The following is a 23,470-nucleotide window of genomic DNA, read 5'->3' on the forward strand; positions in this document are numbered from 1 at the left end:
GGAGGCATGACAGTATTGAGAACGATGACAGGAATAACACGATTGCTTGTTCTGGCGTTTCCCATATTGGCCATGAGCTCGACGCAGGAGACCAAGATAGGCGAGTACGTGCTGTTCGTTGGCACATACACCGCAAAAGCGAGCAAGGGAATTTACGCCTACCGTTTTGCGCCTGCCTCCAATAAGCTAATATCGTTAGGTCTCGTTGCAGATACTCCCAATCCCTCATTTCTGGCGATCGATCGAACTGGCAGATTCTTGTACGCCGTCAACGAGCTGGAGAAATACAAAGGAGAGGCCAGCGGCTCCGTCAGTGCGTTTGCCATCAATCAAGGCAACGCTAAGTTGTCACAGCTGAACGAAGTTTCATCGCGAGGCACCGATCCCTGCTATGTGTCACTGGATCGATCCGGGAACTACGTATTCGTCGCGAACTACGGTGGGAGCGTTGCTGTATTCCCGGTGTTGAAAGACGGCAGTTTGGGCGAAGCTGTGAGTTTTGTCCAACACGCAGGCTCTGGACTAGATCGGGAAAGGCAGGAAGGACCTCACGCGCACTGGATTGGCATCACTCCCGAGAACCGCTTTGTGATGGCTGCGGATCTCGGGATCGATAAAGTGCTCGTGTATCGCTTCATTGACAAGAACGGCGGCATCTCCCCGAACAGTCCTGCGTTCGTGAAACTAGAGCCTGGTTCGGGCCCTCGCCACTTGGATTTCCATCCAAACGCCGGGTTCGTCTATGTGCTTAACGAATTGCAGTCCAAAATCAACGTGTTTTCATACGAGCCACAGCTGGGTGCGCTGGAGCCGTTGCAAAGCATCGCAACGGTTCCGAAGGAATTCTCGAGCACGAATCATCCAGCCGAGATCAGAGTCCATCCGAACGGAAAGTTTCTCTTCGCGTCGAATCGCGGTCACGACAGCATCGCCGTGTTTTCCATCGACCAAAAGAGGGGAACGTTGAGTCTGGTCGGATACTTTTCTAGCCAAGGTAAGAAGCCGCGCAATTTCGAGATCGATCCTACCGGCTCGCATCTCTTCGTAGCGAATCAGGACAGCGGCAACATCGTTATCTTCGGTATTGACGAAAAGACAGGGAAGCTTACTCCCAGCAGACAGGTACTTCATGTGGATTCGCCGGTGTGCCTTAAGTTCGTGCCTGTGAGCGGGACCAGAAAGCGCTGATCGGCAGGTTTTATACGTCTACTTCTGTCCATGGCACTTTTAGCGTGGTTCTCCTAATCACTCATATATCTTCAAGCTTTCGCGCCATCTCCAACAGTTTGGTCACGCTGTTCCAATTTCTGCCGGTTCCGGGAGTTCCCAGGACTTTCTCAATCGTCGTCCATGGAAGTTTGGTTTTTCCCATGCCGTTGGGAAAGTAAATGTAGACCTCGCGTCCGTTCAGTTTCAGCTCCTCGGGATCAGCTTTGATGGCGAGGAGCTTTTCGCAGCTCTGCTTGCTCGGGTCGGCGGCGAGGAAAAGAACGAGAAGTTTGGCGGGTTCAATATCGCGCCGCTTTGAGAATGGGTTGCTTGTGATAGCGTCTTCGAGCTCCTTGGTCGATCGAAGAATGATCTCTGGCTTACAGCTAAAGGTTTTCTCGATTCCATTCTGAATCTTCTTTGTCAGCCTAGCGGTGTCATTTTCGCTTGTCCGGAAGACAACATTGCCGCTTTGCACGTAAGTTTGTACGTCCTTCATGCCCAGAGACTCGTAGAGCGTTCGAAGGGCTTCCATTTTGATCATGTTGTGTCCGCCGACGTTGACTCCGCGAAGCAGTGAAATCATTACGGGCATACCGCAACAATATATCGCGAGATCTCCTTCCACTTGGTAGCGGCTGGGCACAAAAATGTCCAGCTTTGTGCTGGGCATAAAAGGAGGCAACGTGAGAGTCAGTAAGAGGAGGAGGATTGTTTGTTGTTGCAGGTTGCTGAGATGTGTTTCATTGAGGAAATGCTGAGGGTTGATTCATTGGAATTGGCAGTGCCAGAGGCCGCAGAACTCGCGCTACTGCTCGTCGCCGCCGATGAGGGGGCTGACGACAACACATTTCCTTTGATCTGCACCTTGTGGCCGACATGCTCCTTCAACTGTCCAGTATCGCCTGTGAGTTGATACGTCTTGCCGTCGCTTGAAGTGAGTGTGTAATTTCCATTCGAGCTGCTTAGACAACCTACAACTGTCACCTGACTTCCGGTGTCTCCTGCAGCCGGCTGACCGGAGCTGGTTTGATTTGAGGTTGTGCTTGAACTCGGACTCGTGCTCGGATTTGATTGCTCTTGTGCCGCAGCCCAGGTCACGCCAAGCAGCAGCACCGCGAAGGTTAATAGTTTTCGCATTAATGTGAAGTCCTCCTGGATTCAGCGATTTTGGTTTCGGTTACTTAGAAGTTAGGAGGTTCATGAGGTTGTCCTTTTGCCGCGTCAATTTCGGCCATGGTCCGCAATAGCAGCCAGGCAGTGTAGTATCGGCGCCTTGCTGGCAACTACTTATATTCCTGAGGTCTCCGGAATCGGCAAAGCGTCCACCAATTGTCGGGTGTAGGGATGGGAGGGATGCTTCAAGATTTCGCTGGTGAGCCCAACTTCGACTAACTCCCCATTGCGAAGGATGGCGATGCGATGACAAAGGGAGGAAACCGCTAAAAGGTCATGAGAGATAAAAAGGATTCCTGTTCCCATCTCTAGACTGAGCTGACGGAAGATGTTCAGTACTTCTTTTTGCGTGATTAAGTCCAGCGAACTGGTGCATTCATCGGCAAGCAGAAGTGAAGGGCGATGCAGCACTGCCATTGCAATCAGGACGCGTTGGGCCTGGCCAACGCTGAGCTGAGCCGGTCTTCGACTCAGGAAGGCTTCTTCCACATCGAGATTCAGGCTGCGCAAGATTTCGAGAAAACGGGGAATGCATTCTCTGCGGGTGCCGGGCTGATGTGCGCGCCACGTCTCATACATCTGCGTGCCAATTCTGAGAGCGGGATTTAGCGATGACATGGGGCTTTGCAGAATGAGTCCGATGTCGCGGCCGCGTATGCTCCGCATCTCTGATTCCGATAGGGTTGTGAGCTCGCGTCCTTTAAGCTGGATGCTCCCGGATGTTTGTCCACCTTTCAGATCAAGCAGACGCAGGATACTCAGGGCTAACGTGCTCTTACCGGACCCACTTTCGCCTACGAGTCCGAGGATTTCTCCTGGCTGCATTTCCAAATGCAGATTGCGAAGCACGCCTGGCTTGCGCGAGTAATCAGCAGAGAGTGATAAAGAAAGGAGTGGGGCACTGATCCTCGGGGACTCAGCTTTTGTCCTTTCACCGGGCGAGGGCGCCCGGCGCTCCGGGATCGCGTTCTTTGCTCCCATTTCGGTATCTGCTTCTCTGGTCTTCATCGTACTCATTTGCTTAGCGAAAGATACTCGATGTTCCAATACGTTTGCGGAGTTAAGACCACCGGATCTGCATTTTTAACCTTAGGCGATACGGCTACAAGCGCATTCTTGTCAACCAGATGAATCGTCGGATTCTGCTCGGTAGCGATTTCCTGCACTTTGTCGAAGGCTAGCTTTCGCCGCTTGCGATCCAAAGTTGACGCTTGCACGCGCATGTACTTGTCGATTTCAGCTTCCCATTGCGTCTCAGGAGTTTTCTGCGCGGGATTCCATTCGTGCAGATCCGCAGAGCTGAGCCACACATTCATTTGTCCATTTGGGTCAAGGTCGACATTCGTGAACCCCAGCAGAACTGCATCGTAATTAAAGGTCCTGGTCACCCGTTCAATGATCGAAGGGAAGTCCAGCGGAACAAAGTTCACACTAACACCAATCTGCTGCAGGTCCTGCTGAATCAGGCTTCCCATGCGTTCGCGCGGTTTATTTCCGGCGTTGGTAACGAGCGAGAAGCTCACGGGATGGCCGGCATTGTCCTTGAGTACATCGCCATCTTTTCGGAACCCGTCCTGCTTCAACAGTTCGAGTGCTCCGTTTGGATCGTATGGGGTTGGCTGCAAATTCTGATTGAACCAGAACCTATTCGCCGGACTGACTATTCCAATCGAAGGGGTGGCATGCCCGCGGAGGGCTACCCGCGCCAAATCGGCTCGATTGATGGCCATCGATATGGCGCACCGGAACTTGCGCGAGCGAAGCCAGTTTTTCTTGTAGTCGGGGAGCGGAGATTTGCGGACTTCATTGAACCAGAGCTCTTCGGGTTCGACCGAGGGCCCAAGATCGCGTGCTGCGCCTGGATCTTCGCTGTGCAATTGCTCGTAAAGATCGGGCGACATGCCATTGATCAATTGAATGTCGCCCTGCCTGAATCTTATGAGTTCGGTGTCGCGGTTGGACAGCACATAAAGGCGGACCGCACTTAAATAGGGAAGCTGCTGCCCTGAGTCGTCCTTCTTCCAATACCGTGGATTGCGCTTTAGCAGGACGTATTCTCCAGCTTTTTGCTCGCCCACACTGAATGGTCCCAAAACGACATTTGAATCCGCTCGACCGGCCATGCGAGCCGGGGAGATAGCGATTTCGTCAAACAGCCGCTCCATGCCGGCGATGGGCTGTTCAAACTCAATACTCAGCTGATCTTTTCCGTGCGCCTGTACGATTGCAGTACCTCCAGCACGGAATGAGTCGCCCTTCGGGGAATGCAGATTTGGATCCAGAGCCGCCTTAAGAGTCGCGACTACGTCCTCGGCGCTGAAGTCACTGCCGTCGGAAAACTTTATGCCTGGGCGCAGATTCAGAGTAATGCGGCGGCCGTTCTCATCGATCGTCCAACTCTTCGCTAATTCTGGCTCATTCTCCTGCGTTTTGCGATTCACGCGAATCAGCACTCCGCCAGTGAGATAGCGAACTATGTCAGAAGAATCGTCCTCCGCCATCAATGGGTTGAAGGTCTTGGGATCGGCTTTGATTGCGACGCGAAGCTCGCCGCTGTTTTGGCCCGAACGACTGCATGCCGTCAAATATAAGGCGATCGCTACAACAAAGAGGCAAAACGCGCCCATGGCCTTTGTACTTACTTCAACCGATGACCCAATGACCCGATCACCCCATTTCATTAGGACGCGTACTCCTCGCCAGAGAGAATGAACTGGAACAAGCTCATCACCAGAATCAGCGAAATCAGCGGCGCCCAAAGCCAGGGACGATGGCCAAGTGCGCCGTAGTTCTCGAGTTCGCGCAGCAGGTTTCCCCAAGACGGCAATGGCTCGGTTACGCCCAGTCCAAGCATTCCCAAATTAGCCTCTGTAAGAATAAAGAGCGGAACGGAGATCCAGAATTGGGCGATAAGAATCGGCTTCACATTTGGGAGTACGTGGCGAATGAGGAGCCGCACGGGCGGAGATCCTGAGGCTCGTGCTTGCAGCACAAACTCGGAGTTTCGGAGGTCGCGTACCGTCGCGGCGACGATGCGCGCCGATGCCGCCCAGCCCAATGCTCCGAGCAGAGCAAATGTGACAATGACGGATGTGACCGCCGGAATATCTAACGGCAACAACGCCCGCACAGTCAGGAGCAAAAAGAGCCATGGCAAGCTGAGAAAAAGATCGATCATGACTTTGGTGCCTCTCTCCCAAAACCCACCTAAATAAGCGCCAGCTCCGCCAATAAGGGCTGCGAGGAGAGTCGAAAGCAATGCCGCAGCCGGAGCGAGAAGCAGGGAAATGCGCATGCCATAAAGAAGACGCGATAGCCGATCGCGTCCAAGTTCGTCCGTACCGAGCGGATATTGCTGGGCCGGCGGGTGATTCACGTCCTGCCGGAATTGCTTTGCGTAGGGCGCTGGGGCCATCACGTTGGCGGCCAAAGCTACCACGAAGACGACCGCCAGCAGCGCAACAGCAGCCCACCGAGTAGCGGTCACAGCACATCCCTCGTAGCCGCAGGGGTCAGCAGATCGGAGAACGAGTTTACGGTTACCGTCACCAGGGCGATGATCAGCGTAAGGTTTACAAGAACAGGCACGTCGCGGGCCAGCGCGGACCTCCACGCAAGCTGTCCCAAACCGGGATAATCGCAAACCACCTCAACCGGAATTGCTGCGCCCAGTGCCAGACTTACTGTGACGCCAGCGAGGGCCAGCATCGGCGCTGCCATATTTGGCAGCACATGCCAGCCGAGAATACGAAGCCCGCTCAGTCCACGTGCTTTAGCTGTGAGTACATGCGGCATTGCATAGGTTTTAATGAGGAGGTTGCGCGAGAAGCGAAATACCTTGGGAAAGACAACTAAGGCAATGGCGATTCTTCCCGGTGATCCGGCGACCAGAAACAAGAGAGCCAGCGCCGCAGAAGGGATGCACAGGAACAGACCCGTGATCAGTCCAGCTGTTGTGCTGTAGACGGGAGATTGCTTCCAGGTTGCCGGCAAAGCGAATGCGATCCCCAGTAGCCAACCACCTCCTACGCCTATGGCGATCGAATGCAGGGTCTCTGGGAATCGGTCTCGCAGTAGTTCCAGAACGGGACGATTCAGAGACCGGGAGTACCCGAGGTCGCCATGCGCGAGTTCTGCCAGGTGGTGTCCGTAATACGAGAGCACATTGCGTTCCTGCGCTTCTTGTTGGTGAAGAGCCTGCCTGGTTTCTGCCGAGAGTTGCGCATTGAGGTCGCTCTCCTGCACACCGAATCCTGGAGCAAGACGAACGAGCGTAGCGCCTAACAAGCCGCCTAGCAAAGCGGTGAGCAGAATCGTGATCAGTTGTCGTGCGATTGCTTTCAACGACATCGCGCGGACACTACCTCACTCGCTCGGAATATGACAGTGTGCGCAGTTGACGTCCAGTATTTATGCATGTGGGGAACATGGCAAGTACTGACGCATTATGCATTACGCAGGGGCCTCGGCTTTAGCCCTGCCGGAGAAACGAGCCCAATCGATCCGGCTTTAGACGCCGCGATTAGCTTTGGATCGCATGAGTGGAACTGGATGTTGGCTGCATTCGCGTTTGGACCGGAACCGCGGCGGCTAAAGCCAAAAATTCTTATTGCTTGTTCCCCGCACGTCTGAAGGCGGTGCCCCTCCCTACTACATTGTTCCATTTCGGTCTAGCCCTTTTGCAGAGAATAAGAACGGAGTTTGCGGCTTAGCGTGCGGCGAGAGATGCCGAGAATTCTGGCGGCCTTCTGCTGGTGACCTGCTGTTCCCCGGAGTGCTCGAAGGATCAGATCCTTTTCCATCGTGTCGAGCGGTGCGGCGATTGGAGCTTCCGAAGAATCAAATCGTGGTCGGAACTCCTGAATGTGACTGGGCAGTTCATGCGCGGTGATCGTCTCACTGGGACAGAAGACCGCAGCGGTGAGAACTACGTTGCGTAGCTCGCGAACATTGCCGGACCAGTGATAGTTCTCGAGCGTGCGCTTTGCTTCTTCACAAAATGTCAGATGAGGATACGTGGCGTGTAAGAAGAAGTTGGAGAGAGGAATAATGTCTTCCCGGCGTTCACGCAATGGAGGAATATGCAAATGGATCTGGTTCAGCCGATGAAACAAATCGTTGCGGAAGGCGCCCTTCGCCACTTGATCTTCCAGATCACGGCTTGTCGCGGCAATGATCCGAGCATCAACCGAAACCTTTTTCAGTCCTCCGACACGGTAATACGGAGTTCCGTCAAGAACGCGCAGCAGCTTCACCTGTGTTCGCGGTTCAAGTTCCCCGATTTCGTCGAGAAATAATGTGCCCTCGTGAGCTAACTCGAAGAACCCTACCTTTTGCGAGTCTGCGCCGCTGAATGCGCCTTTCTCATATCCGAACAGTTCACTCTCAACCAGATGCTCGGGAAGAGCGCCGCAGTTCACGTCTATGAGCGGCTTGTTACACCGAAGAGAAAAATGATGGATCGCTCGCGCGATGATCTCTTTTCCGCTTCCGGTCTCTCCAGTGATTAATACTGAAGCGTTTGTTTTGGCTACCCGCTCGGCGGTTGCCATGAGACGTTGGAGTGCGGGGCTGTGCACAATCGCAGGCACACCCTGCAACATCTGCGGGTTGGACTCTGTGGGCAAGAGGCGGACAGTTTCGGGAAACGTTCGATGTACGTAACAAAGTACTGCCGAAGATGTCCGAAATCTAAGGTGATGCGACCGAAGAGGATTACCTTAGGTCATATATGCGGGTTACTTTAGGGCAGTCCAGCCCTCCTCGAGCTGTTTTTGCAGGATCCAGCGCTTTAACTCGGCCGCGGACTTGTCGTCGATCTTCACGAACTTGATGCCGGCATGCCCGTCACGCGAGCACCAGGCGATCTCGGACTCGGCCTGCACCGGGTTCTCGATTCCCGGGACTTTGAAATTAAGGTAGAAGGCGAGAGCGTTCTGCGCCTCGAGGGGAACCTTGTTCAAGGCGATCCCGCCCAGGCTGACGTTCGTCGATTCCGCAGTGAACTCATGGCCATCGGAGGTCTTCACTCTTACCGGCACTTCGAGCGTGCTGCGGAAGTAGTTCTGCTGCCGCTGGCTTAGAACTCCAAGGCTATCTGTGCCTTGCTGTGATTCCTCACGCATTTGCTTTAGTTGGCGGCTGAGCGTACGACGGGAGATTCCCAATTCCTCAGAAGCTAAACCTTGATGCCCGCTGTGGCGTGCCAGGGCTTCGAGGACGCGCTGTTTCTTGATGTCACGTAAGCCTCCACCGGAAGGGGCCAGGGGACCAGGAGAAAACGGAATAGACCCAATCCGTGGAGGAACCGTAGCCGCTCTGCCTATCAGTGGTTTTGAGAGCTCAATTTCCGGCGGAAGATCTGCGGGAAGCACAACCTTGTTTGAGCACAATGCTCCCGCTCGAACCATTACGTTACGAAGTTCGCGAACATTTCCTGGCCAACGGTAAGCTTCAAGGGCAGCGAGTGCGGCTGGCGAGAGCTCGGCTGCGGGATCGTTTGCCGCCAGGAAATATTCCGCCAGCAGTGCAATATCCTCTTTTCGCTCTCGCAGCGGGGGTACACGTAGTTGAAATTGCGACAATCTATGATATAGATCCCCGCGAAATCGTCCTTCTCTTACTGCTTTGTCCAATTCCTGATTAGTGGCCGCGATCAGCCTTACATCCACAACGACTTTTTTCGTGCCCCCAAGGCGGTAATAGGGCACGCCATCGAGAACCCGCAGCAGCTTGACCTGAAGCTTGGGCTCCAGTTCGCCGACTTCATCTAGAAATAAGGTTCCTTTGGAAGCCAGCTCAAAGAAGCCCGGCTTCGAACCGTCCGCGCCACTAAAAGCTCCCTTTTCATATCCAAAAAGTTCGCTTTCCACGAGATGTTCCGGAAGAGCCCCGCAATTCACGTCAACCCAAGGCTGTTCCCCGCGCAACGAGTGGAAATGCAAAGCGCGGGCGATCAATTCCTTTCCGGTGCCCGTTTCTCCGACGATGAGCACGGCGGCATTGTGGTGCGCCACGCGCTCAACCATTTGCAGCAGTCGTCTCATCGACTCGCTGCGAAAGACAGCCTGGACGCCAGGCAAGTCCAAAATTACTGGTTCACTGCTCAACAGAAGTGGCCTTTCGAAGCTCTGGGCCGGAGTGTAGGCCAGCAGCGTAGATGACGCAACCCAAATAGAAAGCGGTACTTGGCCTGACAACGTGGGCGCAAAGGCCCTATTTTCAGGGCGTCCGAGCCCAGTTTTCGTCGATTTTAGCCCAAGTACGACCTTTCTTGGCGTACTTGCGAGACATGCTGTCTCACTGGCGGTGGCGCACTGCGCCAATATGTCTCAAGCTGTGCATTTCCATTTCGGTTCTCATATCTAAGTAGCACAAAATAAAGGCCGCAGGTCAGTTTTCTATGCACAGGTACGCGTGGCAGGAGAAATGCACCCAAACAGGTCGCGAGGGTTTTCAATGCAGGCAGACCGACTTAAGGCTGGTGCATTCATCACTTTGATTGCATTCTCAGGCGCCTCAGTGTTCGCCTATGGAATGCTCAACTGGCACGCCCAGGATCTGGTGCGGCTGGTTGTTTACATCGTTATTGCGGCGGTTGCGTCCGGGTTAAAGGTCAGCTTGCCGGGCGTGAATGGGACGATGTCGGTTAACTTTCTCTTCGTCCTGCTCGGTATCGTCGAACTGAATCTTCCGGAAACGCTGCTCATTGGGCTCACAGGCATCGTTACTCAAAGCCTCTGGAAGTCCCGCAAAATAACTCCTGTTCATCTGACGTTCAACCTGGGCGGTAACGCACTCGCAATCGGGGCTGCATATTCATCGTACGAATTTGTAAACAGCCGCTGGTTCGCGCACAGTCTTCCACTATCGCTTGTCGTCGCGGCTTCCGTGTACTTCCTAGCCAATACGATTCCAATCGCGGGAGTGATTTCGCTTACTGAGCACAAACCAGTCACGAAGACTTGGAAGGAATGCTACTTCTGGTGCTTCCCCTACTATCTGTTTGGCGCGGCATTGACGGGACTGGCACACCTCATTAACCAGCATGCTGGATGGGAGACATCGCTGCTCGCCTTCCCGGCCGTGTACTGGATTTATCGTTCGTATCGCCTGTACCTCGAGCGCCTTGAGCACGAGAAGAATCACGTTGAGGATATGGCTGCGCTGCACTTGCGAACCATTGAGGCGCTGGCCTTGGCGATTGAAGCCAAAGATCACACCACGCATGAACACCTTAAGCGTGTACGCGTATATGCGGTCGAAATTGCAAAACAACTGAAGGTTTCTGAAGAAGAGCTCGAGGCGCTTCGTGCGGCCTCATTACTTCACGACATAGGCAAATTGGCGGTGCCCGAACACATCATCTCTAAGCCCGGCAAGTTGACCCCGGAAGAATTCGAGAAGATGAAAATTCACCCGATCGTTGGGGCAGAGATTTTGCAACGCGTGCAGTTCCCGTATCCGGTAGTTCCTATCGTGCGCGCTCACCACGAAAAGTGGGACGGTAGTGGATATCCCTTCGGCCTGCGTGGAGAAGAGATTCCGATCGGAGCCCGCATTCTGGCTGCAGTGGATTGCTTGGACGCGCTCGCATCCGATCGTCAATATCGCCGCGCGCTGCCGCTGGATGAAGCCATGCGGCACGTAGAGATGGAAGCAGGCACCAGCTTCGATCCGGTAGTAGTCGCCGAACTGAAGAAGCACTATCAGGAACTGGAACGGAAAGCGCAGGATCAGGATCATCCACTGGTGAAGCTCTCGACGGACCTCAAAGTCGAAAAGGGCACGCCTGCTGCTGGACTCGAGCACAACGAAGCCAAGCACGACGAACAATTGGTTGTGCAAAAGGCACATCAAGTCGAGTTCCTGTCATCGATCGCGAGCGCTCGTCAGGAAGCGCAGATGCTTTTCGAGCTTAGCCAGACGATCGGCAATTCGCTGTCTCTCGACGAGACGCTCTCTGTGTTATCAGTCCGCCTGAAGCGACTGATTCCTTACGACTCGATTGCCATCTACTGCAAGAAGGAAGACCGACTCGTGCCTGAGTTCGTCACCGGCGACAACTTCCGGTTGTTCTCATCATTGCAGATCCCGATGGGACAAGGTCTCTCTGGATGGGTCGCGCAGAACCGCAAGGCCATCGTGAATGGCAATCCATCCGTAGAACCTGGATATCTGGCCGACGACACTAAGTTCAGCACACTCCGTTCCGCGCTAGCAGTGCCCCTTGAGGGACTGCAGGGCGTTCTGGGCGTACTGGCCTTGTATCACTCCGAAAAGGACGCATTCACTAACGATCACCTTCGCATTCTGCTGGCGATCGCCTCCAAGCTTGGATTGTCCATCGAGAACGCATTGAAGTACCGGCTGGCCGAGACGTCGGCAACCACCGACTACCTCACCGGATTGCCCAATGCGCGTTCGCTGTTCCTGCACCTGGATCGAGAGATGTCCCGTTGCCGCCGCCACGAAGAAGCTCTCACAGTGCTTGTTTGCGACCTCGATGGATTCAAGCAGGTGAACGATCGCTTTGGACACTTGGAAGGCAATCGTCTGCTCCGAGTATTCGCACAAAAGTTGAAGGAGTCTTGCCGCGAATATGATTACGTAGCGCGCATGGGCGGCGACGAGTTCGTAATCGTCGCTCCTGGACTCGCTCCGGAAGCAAGCTTGGAAAAGTCCTACTACTTCAACCAGCTTGCCATCGAAGCAGGAAGACAAGTGACGGGTGAGGAGATCGTCTCGCTGAGCGTGGGCTCCGCCTACTATCCCAAGGATGGACGCGACGCGGAACAACTGCTCGCCGAAGCCGACCGCCGCATGTACGTGGTAAAGCAACAACACCACTCCGGGGTAGACATTCCTCAAGAAGTTCCTCGAGCCGCCAAGGTGAACTGAGCACCTTCAAGCCCGGGGCCCTCGCAGAAGACCCCAGCCGCAAGGCTGGGGTCTTCGTTTTTCGGGAAGGGCAGCTTCCGAGCTGCGTAGCCTCGAAGCTCCCCAGCTATTTGGCGATTCCGTTCAGTGAACGATAAAATCGAAACAGAGGGCCGACGTAGCTCAGCTGGTAGAGCAGTCGATTCGTAATCGACAGGTCATCGGTTCAAGTCCGATCGTCGGCTCCAGAGCTTCCCGGCTGCATACCACCATGGCAAAGGCGCGCTCCACGTTTGTTGTTGTTTTGTTGTTCGTATGGACGGCTGCGCCTGCTCTGCGATGCCTGATTCCGGGTGAGGTTCTTAGCGCGGAGGAGCACGCCTGCTGCAAATCCATGGGTGGGCAATGCGACGATTCGTCGCAATCAGATCACCCTTGCTGCAAGCGTGCGGCCTCCACTGCGCAACCTGCATTAGCAACGTCGCAGGCACCATCCAGCGCTCCCGTTGTGGTTGCAGCTGCGCTCCCGCCAATCATTGATTCGATCTTCGAGCAAGGATTTGCACGTGTCTGGATCATCGATGCTTCTCCGCCGCCCGATCACAGTCGAACCAGTTCCGTTCTGAGAATCTGATTTCTTCCGTCCAGTTGCGCTCTCGCGTTGTCGTATTCGTGTTTTCACCCAAAGGACGGATCTAAGTGCGAAATAGTTTCCCGATCTATCTTGCTGTTGCTCTGCCTCGCGGTTTCGCCGGATGCAATCATCCGGCGAAACCGCTCCAAGCGAACGAAGTTAGAGTTGCGGATGGTGAGATTGGCTCGCGCCTGCCAGAGTTCTCTGCAAAAGATCTGCAGGGACGCGAAGTCTCGTCTGCCGACCTTCGCGGCAAAGCTGTGCTCATCGACTTCTGGGCAACGTGGTGTGGGCCCTGCAAGAAGGAGATGCCCGGTTATCAGAAACTCGCAGACCGTTATGGCGCGAGAGGTTTTGCGGTAATCGGATTCAAAGCCAACATGATGGCCGACCCCGAAGATCCTCTCAGATTCGCGAAAAAGATGGGCGTTCATTATCCCTTGGTGGTCGCGACCGATGATCTTCTGCAAAACTTTGGCGGCCTCGAAGGACTGCCGACAACGCTGCTCTACGATCGGAAAGGCGTGCTGCGCAAGAAAGTGATCGGTTTCGAATACACCGATGTCTTCGAGTCGGAATTGAAACAGCTTCTGTAAGCTCGAGTTTGTCTGGGCGAGCTGTGGGCACACTCAGTCAAGAGACAAGAACCAAGAGCGGAAGCAGTTCACTTCCACGTAGCTCCCGCAAGTAGCCGAGCCTGTTTGTCTGTTTCATTCTGGAACTGCAAAAATTACGATGCTCTGAACGTGATCAGCCCTGCTGTTGTTTCTTGTTTCCGCGGCTCTTCATCGCCTATTCCGTTTCGGGAATCTACTTCGGCTGGTATTCGGCAGAAACGGCGGCCATGTTATGGCGAGAACAGCCGTAGGCAGTCAGCACTCTCTACTTGCTCTGCGCCAGGAACTTTGCCATGGGATCCCAGTAATGACTCTTCCAGCCGGTTGCCAAGTGGGGCGCGCTGCCTTGCGGAAAGCCGGTATGGTCGAAGACGAGTTCTGTGCCCGCACCCGACTGATGCAGCTCGAATTTGGCGATGGAATAGACGCCGGGCGCCCAGCCGTCGTCGCGCCACGCCTGCACGATGCGCTGATTCGGCACGAGCTCGATATGGCGTCCGGTGATGTGGCCTTTGAACAAGGAAAATGTTCCGCCGGCCTCGCTGCTGATGCTGGCGGTCGCGCCCGGCATACTGAGCTCGCTGATCTTGCTGAACTGTGATGGATCGGTCAGCGCCTTGTACACGCGGTCAGGAGCTGCCTTGAACGCCACTTCTTGATGAATGGCTTCCTCCTGCCTGGAGATCTCGTTGCCTTCGGCGGCGAAGGCCGAGGCGGGCGAGACTAGCGCTGGCAATCCGGAAAGGCCAAGCAGCGAACAGGCGGACGCCATGCGCAGCGAAAATTCCCGGCGACTTGAGAAAGAAGACATCGTGGATTCCTCCGTATGCTGAGCGCTCCGCTTGAACTTCGATCCACTGGGCGCGCTGGTAATATTTAACAAGATTGTTTAATATCTAATTCCTATACGGGAAGCAGATGTATGTTGTCAACCAGGAAAATGAAACGATCTTTGCCCGACGCCAGGCTTGACGCGGTTTTCCACGCTCTGGGCGATCGCACGCGGCGAGCGTTGCTGGCCAGGCTGGCCGATGGTCCGGCGATGGTCACCGAATTGGCAGAGCCATTTCGCATGTCACTGCCGGCCGTCTCGCGGCATATCCGCGTGCTGGAAAAGGCTCGTCTGGTGGCAAGAAATGTCGATGGCCGCGTGCACCGGTGCTCATTGCGGGCGGAGCCGCTCGCCGGCATACAGCAGTGGCTCAACCACTATCGCCACTTCTGGGAGGGGACGCTCGACTCGCTCGTCGCCTACGTCGAACACAGCAAACATGAATAGACAAACGAACGGAGATGCCAGTGCCCGAAGAGACAGCAAGCCGGCGGGAGACTTTGAGGCTGGTAGTGCGCAAAACCATCGCCGCGACGCCGGAGCGGCTGTTCGCGGCCTGGACTAAGCCGGAGCACCTGAAACAATGGTGGGGGCCCCAAGGCGTTATCTGCATCGGCGCGGCTGTGGATTTGCGCGTCGGAGGCAGATACCGAATTGGGAATCGGCTTCCCGACGGCAAAGAAGTTTGGATTACCGGCGAGTACCGCGTTGTGGAGCCGCCAACCAGGCTGGTCTACACCTGGCAAATTGAATCGACGCCGCAGGCTCCGGAGATCGTGACGGTAAGCTTCGAGCGACGCGAGAAGGGCACCGAAGTGATTGTGATCCACGAGCACATCCCCGACGCTTCCACTCGAAGCCAACATGAGCATGGCTGGCAGGGCTGCCTCGCCGGCTTGGCGAAGCACGTTGTGCGCAGTTGAGTGAGTCTCAGTTGCCGTCAACGCGGAACCTGGGAGAAAGGGTTCACCGCCCGTCCGGCTGTCCATTGCAGTCAGAACGTCTCATTGAAAACAACGGGAACGGCTTCCATCGCGGTCCAGTTTTCTTCTACGGGAGCACAGTCACTGTAATTGTATTTGACTTCACCAATTTGTCTTTTTGCGCATCCGAGGCGCGCCGAGATACTTCAATTACGTAGCTGCCAGGCTCGGTCATATCGAACAACCGACTCACGTCTTGCTCCTCCTCAAGTGTTTCTCCTGGCGCTATCGTGCGATTGATCGGCTTGCCGCTTGCTAGCTCCGGATGTTTATGCACCTTTTTCTGTTTCAACTTTCCGTCTTCATCCCGGACCTTGAACGAAAGATTAGGATCAGCCCCTGTCATACCATTGATCGTGCCGCTTTCGTCGAGATCTTGAGCGGAATTATTCGTGAGCTGTATTTTCACCCAAACGCTAGTACCGCGTTTTACAGTCGCAGTTTTAGCAGCGAGGGTGATTGAAAACGGATCTGGCACAGATTGGGCATGAACGGACGTTAAGGCTGTACAGGCAAGGAGAACTAAAAATCGCTTCGTCAGAGTTTGCATCGGTAGTCCCTCCAGGCGGGTGACTCGGCCTTCCCGTTGTGGTTTTGGCGTCAGACTCCCGGGTAAAGGATGCCCCCATCCTTGCGCGCGCCGTTCGCAAGCGTGGGATTCAAGAATGTGCGGAACTCCGCTCTTGATTTTTGTCCTCGGCGAGAAACGGCGCAATAACCACAGCCGAATTAGGTTCCGAACAGAATTGGCGAATGAAAAAATCGAGAACAAGAAAGAACACCAGGGCTGATCACGCGAACATCGAGTCAGGAGGGGCACCCTATTTCTTGAAGTGCCAAACTGAAACAGACAACGCGCTGGGCCACGGGGCTGCTTGCTTATTCCTCTCGCAGAGCTTCCAAGGGATCCAAGTGCGAGGCCTTTTGCGCTGGAAGAAAGCTTGCGGCCATGGCGACAATGGCGAGCAATGCCACAGCCGCGCCGAAGATAGCCGGGTCAGTGTTCTTCACTGCGAATAACATGCTGCGTGCGGTGCGCGACACCCACCACGAGAGCGCCGCTCCGGCCACGAGCCCGATGCCAAGCAGTTCAACCGCTTCCCCCATGACGAGTTTGAGCACGCGCATCCGGTCAGCCCCGAGGGCCATTCTAATGCCGATCTCGTTGCGCCGGCGCACGGCCATGTAGGAGATCAGCCCATAAAGGCCGATCGTCGTAAGTACCGCAGCCAGTACTCCAAAGAACCCGGAGAGCGATGCCATCAGCCGTTCGCGAACGAGCGTATCGCGAATCTGTGTCTTTAATACCGTGAACTGAATCAGGATTGCCGGATTAATCTCCCCCACCGCATGCTCGACCGCCGTCGTAAGCGAATCGAGCGGCAGGTCGGAGCGCATGACAATGGCGCAGCTCGTGTCAGGATGCTTGTCCTGACCGCGCGGGACAAAAGCTATTGGGGTCAATTCCTCGCGCAGCGTGCGGTACTTCGTGTCTTTTACAACGCCTACGACCTGATACACCGATTCCGGTTTGCCCGCGCCTTCGTCCACTTTGAACGTCTGTCCCAGCGGATCTTTGTCTTTAAAGAGTTTTCGTACGAATGTCTCATTCACCACTGCGACCGCTGGAGAGTTAAGCGTGTCAGAGACGCTTACGTCGCGCCCGCGAAGAATCGGAGTGCCCATCGTCTTGAAGAATCCCGGAGTAACCCGATCAAACCAGGAAACTTCCTGCAGCTCTTCTCCCGAAGCGTTGGTGTGGACGGAATCATTCCATCCATTTCCACTTACCGGAACGATGGAGACTCCCGCAGTAGATTCCACTCCGGGAAGAGCCTGTAAACGATCTACAAGTTGCTGCTTAAAGTTGTTCCTTGTCTCAAGGGGAATATTGAGCTGAGTAAAATCAAGATCGGCCACCAGGATTCCCGTCTGCCGAAAACCGGCATCAACGGAGACGAGTTTTTGAAAGCTCCGCACGAACAGAAATGCGCCGACCAGCAACACCATCGACAGCGCCACCTGCGCAACCACCAGCACTCGACGCATTCCGAGTCGATCGCGCCCGCCGATCGCTCCGCGTGCTCCGGCCTTCATTGCCACAATGGGCGGGGTAGCCGTGGCTCGCATAGCCGGCGTCAGTCCGAACAAGAGGCACGTGATCAACGCGACCAATCCGCTGAAGCCAAGCACTCTCCAATCGAGTGTGACATCCAGCTGTACTTGTCCACCGCGCGTGGTGAGGAAAGATAGCAAGACTCGAGTCAGAACTTGCGCGAGCACCACCCCCGCCGCTGCCCCAATTGCGGCTACGAGCAGGCTTTCCATCATCAACTGCTGGAGCAGTCGGGTACGCGACGCGCCCAATGCCAGCCGCACTGCGATTTCCCGTTCGCGTGCATTCGCTCTGGCAAACATCAGGTTCGCCAGATTGGCGCAGGCAATCAGCAACACAGTTCCCGCGATGGCCAGCAGCATCCACAAGGGCTGCTCGTATTCCGTGCGCAGGTTAGAAATCCCAGCACTCGCCGGATAGGCCGCCAACTTCCACGCCAGGAACTGCTTCGCCTCTTTCTCCTTGTACCGATCCGGAAGAGTCGCCTGAAAGATTCCCGGCGATATGGACTCCAACTGTGCGGTTGCTTTAGCCGGCGTCCATCCTGGTTTTAGGCGGCCCACGATGGCCAGCCACCATCCGTCGCGACGATCGAGGACCTTCCACTCGCCATCGATGAGGGCTTCGCTGCAGACGGGTACGGCAACATCAAACGAGTTTCCCACCTCCATGCCATAAAAGCCGGCCGGAGTCACGCCGATGATCTCCGCTGGGTGTCCGTCAAGTGTTAGCTTGCTGCCCACAGCCGACGCGTTGCCGCCATACTCACGTTGCCAAAATGGGAAGCTGATCACCGCTCCCGGCAAGCCGCAGCCCTTCGTATCGTCAACTGCCGAAATCAACCGCCCAGCCGTTGGCAGGATGCCGAGCATGTTAAAGAAGTCGCCGCTTACGTAAATCCCGCGGGCAATGCGTGACCTTCCGCCGGTCGCGAGATTGAAGCTGGTCGAGTTCCATGCGGCGATCCCGGAAAATGCTTGCTGATGATCGCGAATCTGTTCCCAAATCGGGTTCGTGAACGTAGGGAAGCTGCCGCGAAAATTTCCAGACCGCCCGTGGCTGTTGGAGGGCTTCAGGTATACCAGCTCCTCTGCATTGCTTACCGGCAGGCTGCGCAGTCTCACTGCGTTCAGCAGCTGGAAGATCGCGGTGTTCGCTCCAATGCCCAGCGCGAGCGACAAAACCGCGACGGTAGCGAATCCCGAACTGAGCCGCAAGCTCCGCAAGGCATAGCGCAAATCCTGACCGAGATGGGCGACGAAGCCTCCGTGCCACGGCCCGCCTGCAGGAACGGGCTCAAAGCGTGGCTGACGCTGCATTCGCCGTAGCCCTTTGGTCAGCAGATCGCGCTCGTCGAGTTCGGCCAGAACGGTGTCGTATGCCTGTTGCTCCGAAGCTCCTCGGGCCTTCAGCTCTGCGTAGCGATCCTGCAGGTGCTGGCCCAGCTCTTCAACAATCGCCGCTTCGCGCGTGGCTTCGAGCTTCAGCGAGGCCAGGCGTTTTCTGACTTCATCTCTGAATTCAGGCATTCTCCAACCCCGTAATCCGGCTCATAGCTGCGACAAACGATTGCCAGGTATTGCGCTGCGCTCTCAGCACCTTGCGTCCAGAGGCGGTCAATTTGTAGTACCGACGACGCCGCTGGCCCGGTTTTTCCGTCCAGCGTCCCTGAATCCACCCGCGGTCTTCCAGCCGATAAAGGAGGGGATAGAGAGAGGCGACATTAAAGCGCAACGTCCCGCCTGAACGCGTCTCAATGAGCTTGCTGATCTCGTACCCATGCCGCGCCCGGTCCTCCACCAGCGAGAGGATCATCAGTTCTGCGCTGCCCTTTTTCAGTTCACGATCCAGCATTGATGCTGCCATATATGTCTATGCAATATATTGCTGAGGCACTGCCGTGTCAATCGGCTTAGACTGTCCCTGGTCGCCGTACGAAAGCGCGAAGGCGCGGGATTCTTGTAGCCCATGTGCGGCGAGCCATGGGAATGCGTACAGGTTGGATCCCGAGCACGTAGGGGCGGTATTCATGCGGATGCCGGCGATGCGAACGAGATTCACGCGGCTAAGAATTCCGCCCTACGGGCTCGCAATGCTGTGCATCTCGGTATCCATGGCTGGATCGCACATGGACTACGGAAATGACGCGCCTTCGGCGCCGGTTTGGCCACCCAGCCAAAGACGTTTCTTGCAGTAACCGGCACCACGTTGAAATGAGAGAAGAGCTTGTGTTCTGTCAAAACATGAATCGTAGCGAGAACTGCATCGTTCGCGGATCTCCTTGCAGGCTCGTAATCCTACCGAAATTTCCACAGTGATTCGGTGCCGTCGCGGCAACGCCATTGATCGAGCTACAGCTCGATACGTCATGCTGCGGCAGGCCGAAGTAAGGAGTGTTGAGCAGGTTGAATGCCTCCCAGCGGAACTCAAGGCTGCGGCCCTCGCCGAAGTAGCCGAAGGTGCGCCCCAAGCTGAAGTCGACGTTGGTTAGGCCCGGTCCGTACAGAGTATTTCGAGGACATGTGCCCAGGCGCGGCACAGTTCCCGTACCCGTAGGGCTGGCGGCGCTTGGCACCGCGAACGCCGTGACATCGAAGAATGCTGGACCGTTCCCTAAACGGTCCTCAGAGACACCTCCAGAGACCGAGCCCCGCAGGCAATCACCTAATGCGCTGCCAAGCTGACCCCCAACCTGCACCAGGCTGTTGTTGTTGCCTGAGAAAATGGTGAAAGGCCGGCCTGTATGTATGGAGGTGATGCTGCTGGCGTGCCACTCTCTGACGAGGTGCGACAGCGGGCCGCTGCTGGCGAGTTTATGTCCTGGGCCAAATGGAAGTTCGTACACATAACTGAAGACCAGCCGATGACGAACATCGAAGTCGCTGTTTCCCCGCCACTGTCGCAGATCGTGCATATTCTGCAAAAACGTGTTCGAGCCCCCGCCGAACAACTGCTCCATAGAGGTGTCAATGGAATGCGACCAGGTGTAAGAGGAGGTGAATGAAAGCCCATGACTGAAGCGCTTGTTGGCGCTCAGCTCCAAGCCATGATAGGTAGAGTTTCCGGCGTTGTTACGCCACTCGATCGCGCCCAGGTTTTGGTATTCGAGGTAGGGCAAAATGCCCGTTCCGGGAGCTCCCAGATTGGGACAATTGGGCGAGGCAGTGCCAACCGCGACACACGCGCGCCCCTGCGAGTCGAAGTACTGCTGATTCAGATTCATCAGGACGGAAAGATGGGTTCCTTTTGTGCCGACGTACTCCGCTGTGGCTACAACCCCGCCAGGCAATCCGTGCTCGATGCCAAGGTTCCACTGATCAACTTCTGGCTGCACGTTGTTCGGATTCACGGTGCGGAAGCGGATCTGCGTCAGGTTCAGGGCGCTGGGATCGAGCGACAGATTGAAGCCAGTGGCCACGCGCATGTTGTTGGCTGTGGTGCTGGTGGAAGGTGCGCTCACGGCTTTATCCACCAGATATGGCGGGTTCAAGTACATCTGATCTTCGCTTCCGGCGCGCTCGAAAAGCATATAGAAGCGCCCGTAGCCCGTGCGCACCACGGTATTGGGTGTAACTTGCCAGGCGATGCCGACGCGTGGCGCGAAATTGTTCTTGTCGGGCTTCACCAGCGTGCGGCCGAAAGGCGAGGCCGCGGGAGAGCACGGCGCCGGCTGACTCGATCCCGCGCAGAACAAAGTTGCGGTCGCGTTCACTGCAGCCTGATTCGGATTGAGAACGTTCAGCATGTGATCATTGCCGCTGTAGGGCCAGGTTGCATAGTCGTAGCGGAGACCCAGATTCAGGGTCAGTTTCGGGAATATTTTCCAGTCATCCTGCACGAACTCTGAAAGCATCCAGAGCCGCGCATCCGACATCAGCGGATTCGCCAGTTCGGCAGATTGCACATATCCGAGCAGGAAGTCGGCCACACTAATTCCGGTGGTAGTGGTGCCGTTACTGGTACGCGCGCCATCGAAGCTCATGCGGCCGCGCATCGCGGGCACATCGAGAAAAATGTTACGCATCGGCAGACGGGCATCTACGCCAAAGCGAAGCTGGTGCTTATCTCTGGTGAGATCGATCGTATCCATCCACTGAAATTGATTGGTGAACTGCTGCTTGGGTAGAAAGTCAGGCGAGCCCCAATTATCAACTCCACTTAGAGTGCTGGTGGTGTTGCTTTGTGTGCCGCCGCGGGCGCTGATGGCGATGCGGGGAATTCCACCGTTATATAGAGGATTATCGGCAACGCCCTGGATAAAGTCCGATTCCTTGTTCAAGCCGAAAGGATCTTGTACGCCATGGGACCAATCGCGTCCCCAACCGATGCGAAATTCATTTACCAGCGTGGGACCAAACAGGTGATTCCAACCAATCGAAGCGCTGGCGGCATTCATAGTCAACCGACCGGCAGCCGACGTGCTTGTGCCGTCAAGAATCCCGCCGAAGGTACCTGGGACATAGCGCAGGCGGTGCGTATTGCTGTAGCGGACCCAAAGGTTATTGGCCTGCGTCGGGTTCCAATCGAAGCGTCCGGTGTAGCTGTTGCCATCGTCCGAGAGAGTGCGGGTATTGACAAAGTCATTCGCGTTCAACGGGCCGCTCGCCGGAGTAAAGTTCGATCCGGGAACCAGCCCCAGGATCTTGGCTGACGCTGCATCGATGCAAGAAGAAGGGATTTGATTATTCGGGAATGGCTGAGCGACGCCGTTTACCTTCGGGATGCACGACCCAACGTTGTCGAAAATCTGGGCATAAGTGACGCGGTTCGCCGTACCAGCAGCTGCTGAGAAGTTGCCCAGCCGTTCGTTCACGGTTGGCACACTCGCCTGGTAGAAACGGCCAGTACGGATGCGGGTGCCCTCGTAATTAAAGAAGAAGAACGCCTTATTTTTTATCACCGGTCCGCCGATCAGACCGCCAAACTGGTTTTGCACCTTTTCCGGCTTGGCTCGTCCCGCGCGATTGGTGAAGTAGTCATTGGCATCGAAGATGCGGTTGCGCAAGTACTCGTACACGCCGCCATGAAATGTATTGGTACCGTTCTTGGTAGTGACGCTGATGAGTGATCCTGGGCTGCGCCCATTCTCGGCGGAATACGGGTTGGTCGAGACCTTGAACTCCTGGATGGCATCTACGGAAGGCCGGATGATCTGGGTGGTTAACTCCTGCACGTTTTCCGAAAAGGAATTGTTGTCAACCCCATCGAGCACAAAGTTGTTTTGCAGTGATCGAACCCCGTGGACGTTGGCTCCTCCCGTACGACCGGCAGCCGTGCCGCCCCCCTGTTCGGTATAGCGATCAGCTTGCACTCCGGGAACCAGCCCCAGTAGGTCGTCCCAATTGCGGGCGCTAAGCGGCGCGGTATTGATAAGCTTGTTCTCGACAGCTTCGCCGGGTGAGGCGTCCTGCGTATCCAGCAGAGGCACCGCGCTCTCGACCGTTACCGTCTCAAGCGAAGAGCCGATCTTGAGCGGAACGTTTTGCCGTCCGTGTTCCCCTACCTCGAGAGTGACATCGGAAACGCCTGTCTGAAAATTCTGGTGCTCAACTTTGAGCCTATACCTGCCCACCTGCACGACGGGAAAATCGTAATATCCGCTTGCCGTGGTCGTAGTGGCCTGTTCCACGTTCGTAGCTGTGTTGGTAAGCGTCACCTTTGCCCCGACAACCACCGCCCCGGAAGGATCAGTTACCAGACCAGTGAGGCTCGCGTTGTTCACTTGCCCCCAACACACGCAAACCACTATTAGCGACGCCGACAACAAAAAGATCCGTGTTCTCATATTCGCCCCACCGGTTCGAGGATTTGAGTGCTGCAGAAGCGAATGATTTATATCCCACCTGCCCATCAAAAATCACGTTTTTTATGAGCAGCTTGAGCACAGCAATTCAGAGACAGCAAGCGCAGTAGGCGTATGGCGACAGAAGATCAGGGACGAGCGTCAATTCAGGTAGGTGTAATTTTTATGACGTACTAATTTGTCTAATGATCTCTCGCGCATTCAAACAGGCAGCTCACCAG

19 protein-coding genes and 1 tRNA gene are annotated in these 23,470 nt (G+C 55.6%); 7 read left to right on the forward strand and 13 right to left on the reverse strand.

Annotated elements, in window-relative coordinates; translation table 11 throughout:
- The first annotated feature begins 24 nt into the window (after positions 1 to 24).
- Positions 25 to 1,188: a 6-phosphogluconolactonase gene (locus DMG62_11225; protein PYY22894.1), complete on the forward strand. Its 1,164-nt coding sequence runs from the start codon at positions 25 to 27 to the stop codon at positions 1,186 to 1,188.
- A 61-nt stretch (positions 1,189 to 1,249) separates the two neighbouring features.
- Here the strand turns inward: DMG62_11225 and DMG62_11230 are convergent, their stop codons facing one another.
- The 8 genes from DMG62_11230 to DMG62_11265 form a co-directional block, all read right to left on the reverse strand.
- The gene (locus DMG62_11230) at positions 1,250 to 1,882 is read right to left on the reverse strand and encodes a hypothetical protein (GenBank protein PYY22895.1); all 633 of its coding nucleotides are present in this window, start codon (positions 1,880 to 1,882) and stop codon (positions 1,250 to 1,252) included.
- Between the two features lie 20 nt (positions 1,883 to 1,902).
- The gene (locus DMG62_11235) at positions 1,903 to 2,349 is read right to left on the reverse strand and encodes a hypothetical protein (GenBank protein PYY22896.1); all 447 of its coding nucleotides are present in this window, start codon (positions 2,347 to 2,349) and stop codon (positions 1,903 to 1,905) included.
- A gap of 150 nt (positions 2,350 to 2,499) precedes the next feature.
- Positions 2,500 to 3,402: a methionine ABC transporter ATP-binding protein gene (locus DMG62_11240; protein PYY22897.1), complete on the reverse strand. Its 903-nt coding sequence runs from the start codon at positions 3,400 to 3,402 to the stop codon at positions 2,500 to 2,502.
- Positions 3,399 to 5,066, reverse strand: coding sequence for a hypothetical protein (locus DMG62_11245; protein PYY22898.1), 1,668 nt, complete (start codon positions 5,064 to 5,066; stop codon positions 3,399 to 3,401). The genes DMG62_11240 and DMG62_11245 overlap by 4 nt, the downstream gene beginning before the upstream one ends.
- The gene (locus tag DMG62_11250) at positions 5,066 to 5,872 is read right to left on the reverse strand and encodes a hypothetical protein (GenBank protein PYY22899.1); all 807 of its coding nucleotides are present in this window, start codon (positions 5,870 to 5,872) and stop codon (positions 5,066 to 5,068) included. The genes DMG62_11245 and DMG62_11250 overlap by 1 nt, the downstream gene beginning before the upstream one ends.
- Positions 5,869 to 6,735: a hypothetical protein gene (locus DMG62_11255; GenBank protein PYY22900.1), complete on the reverse strand. Its 867-nt coding sequence runs from the start codon at positions 6,733 to 6,735 to the stop codon at positions 5,869 to 5,871. Before DMG62_11255 ends, DMG62_11250 begins: the two co-directional genes overlap by 4 nt.
- Positions 6,736 to 7,055: 320 nt before the next feature.
- Positions 7,056 to 7,988 carry a hypothetical protein gene (locus DMG62_11260; protein ID PYY22901.1) on the reverse strand — a complete coding sequence of 311 codons (933 nt, stop codon included), beginning with the start codon at positions 7,986 to 7,988 and terminating at the stop codon, positions 7,056 to 7,058.
- A gap of 135 nt (positions 7,989 to 8,123) precedes the next feature.
- Complete coding sequence (locus tag DMG62_11265; protein PYY22902.1) at positions 8,124 to 9,473, reverse strand: hypothetical protein; 1,350 nt, start codon at positions 9,471 to 9,473, stop codon at positions 8,124 to 8,126.
- Between the two features lie 340 nt (positions 9,474 to 9,813).
- Here DMG62_11265 and DMG62_11270 point away from each other — a divergent pair, with 340 nt between their 5' ends.
- The 4 genes from DMG62_11270 (at position 9,814) to DMG62_11285 (ending at position 13,494) form a co-directional block, all read left to right on the forward strand.
- A complete protein-coding gene (locus tag DMG62_11270; GenBank protein PYY22903.1) occupies positions 9,814 to 12,285 on the forward strand; it encodes a hypothetical protein in 2,472 nt (823 codons plus the stop codon).
- Positions 12,286 to 12,436: 151 nt separating this feature from the next.
- Positions 12,437 to 12,512: transfer RNA gene (locus tag DMG62_11275), tRNA-Thr, on the forward strand.
- Between the two features lie 23 nt (positions 12,513 to 12,535).
- Positions 12,536 to 12,898, forward strand: a complete 363-nt coding sequence (locus tag DMG62_11280) for a hypothetical protein (GenBank protein ID PYY22904.1) — start codon at positions 12,536 to 12,538, stop codon at positions 12,896 to 12,898.
- Positions 12,899 to 12,963: 65 nt separating this feature from the next.
- Complete coding sequence (locus DMG62_11285; GenBank protein PYY22905.1) at positions 12,964 to 13,494, forward strand: hypothetical protein; 531 nt, start codon at positions 12,964 to 12,966, stop codon at positions 13,492 to 13,494.
- Positions 13,495 to 13,780: 286 nt separating this feature from the next.
- Here the strand turns inward: DMG62_11285 and DMG62_11290 are convergent, their stop codons facing one another.
- Complete coding sequence (locus tag DMG62_11290; GenBank protein PYY22913.1) at positions 13,781 to 14,287, reverse strand: hypothetical protein; 507 nt, start codon at positions 14,285 to 14,287, stop codon at positions 13,781 to 13,783.
- 168 nt (positions 14,288 to 14,455) lie between these two features.
- Between DMG62_11290 and DMG62_11295 the strand changes: the two genes are divergently transcribed.
- Complete coding sequence (locus DMG62_11295) at positions 14,456 to 14,794, forward strand: transcriptional regulator (GenBank protein PYY22906.1); 339 nt, start codon at positions 14,456 to 14,458, stop codon at positions 14,792 to 14,794.
- A gap of 14 nt (positions 14,795 to 14,808) precedes the next feature.
- Positions 14,809 to 15,270, forward strand: a complete 462-nt coding sequence (locus DMG62_11300) for a hypothetical protein (GenBank protein PYY22907.1) — start codon at positions 14,809 to 14,811, stop codon at positions 15,268 to 15,270.
- 127 nt (positions 15,271 to 15,397) lie between these two features.
- Here the strand turns inward: DMG62_11300 and DMG62_11305 are convergent, their stop codons facing one another.
- The 4 genes from DMG62_11305 to DMG62_11320 all read right to left on the reverse strand — a co-directional run bounded on the left by DMG62_11305 (position 15,398) and on the right by DMG62_11320 (position 23,297).
- Complete coding sequence (locus tag DMG62_11305; GenBank protein PYY22908.1) at positions 15,398 to 15,880, reverse strand: hypothetical protein; 483 nt, start codon at positions 15,878 to 15,880, stop codon at positions 15,398 to 15,400.
- 329 nt (positions 15,881 to 16,209) lie between these two features.
- Positions 16,210 to 18,765: a hypothetical protein gene (locus DMG62_11310; protein ID PYY22914.1), complete on the reverse strand. Its 2,556-nt coding sequence runs from the start codon at positions 18,763 to 18,765 to the stop codon at positions 16,210 to 16,212.
- A 202-nt stretch (positions 18,766 to 18,967) separates the two neighbouring features.
- Complete coding sequence (locus DMG62_11315) at positions 18,968 to 19,300, reverse strand: PadR family transcriptional regulator (protein ID PYY22915.1); 333 nt, start codon at positions 19,298 to 19,300, stop codon at positions 18,968 to 18,970.
- Between the two features lie 382 nt (positions 19,301 to 19,682).
- A complete protein-coding gene (locus DMG62_11320) occupies positions 19,683 to 23,297 on the reverse strand; it encodes a TonB-dependent receptor (protein ID PYY22909.1) in 3,615 nt (1,204 codons plus the stop codon).
- Between the last annotated feature and the right edge of the window lie 173 nt (positions 23,298 to 23,470).

The organism is Acidobacteriota bacterium, assembly GCA_003225175.1.
Classification (GTDB): domain Bacteria; phylum Acidobacteriota; class Terriglobia; order Terriglobales; family Acidobacteriaceae; genus Gp1-AA112.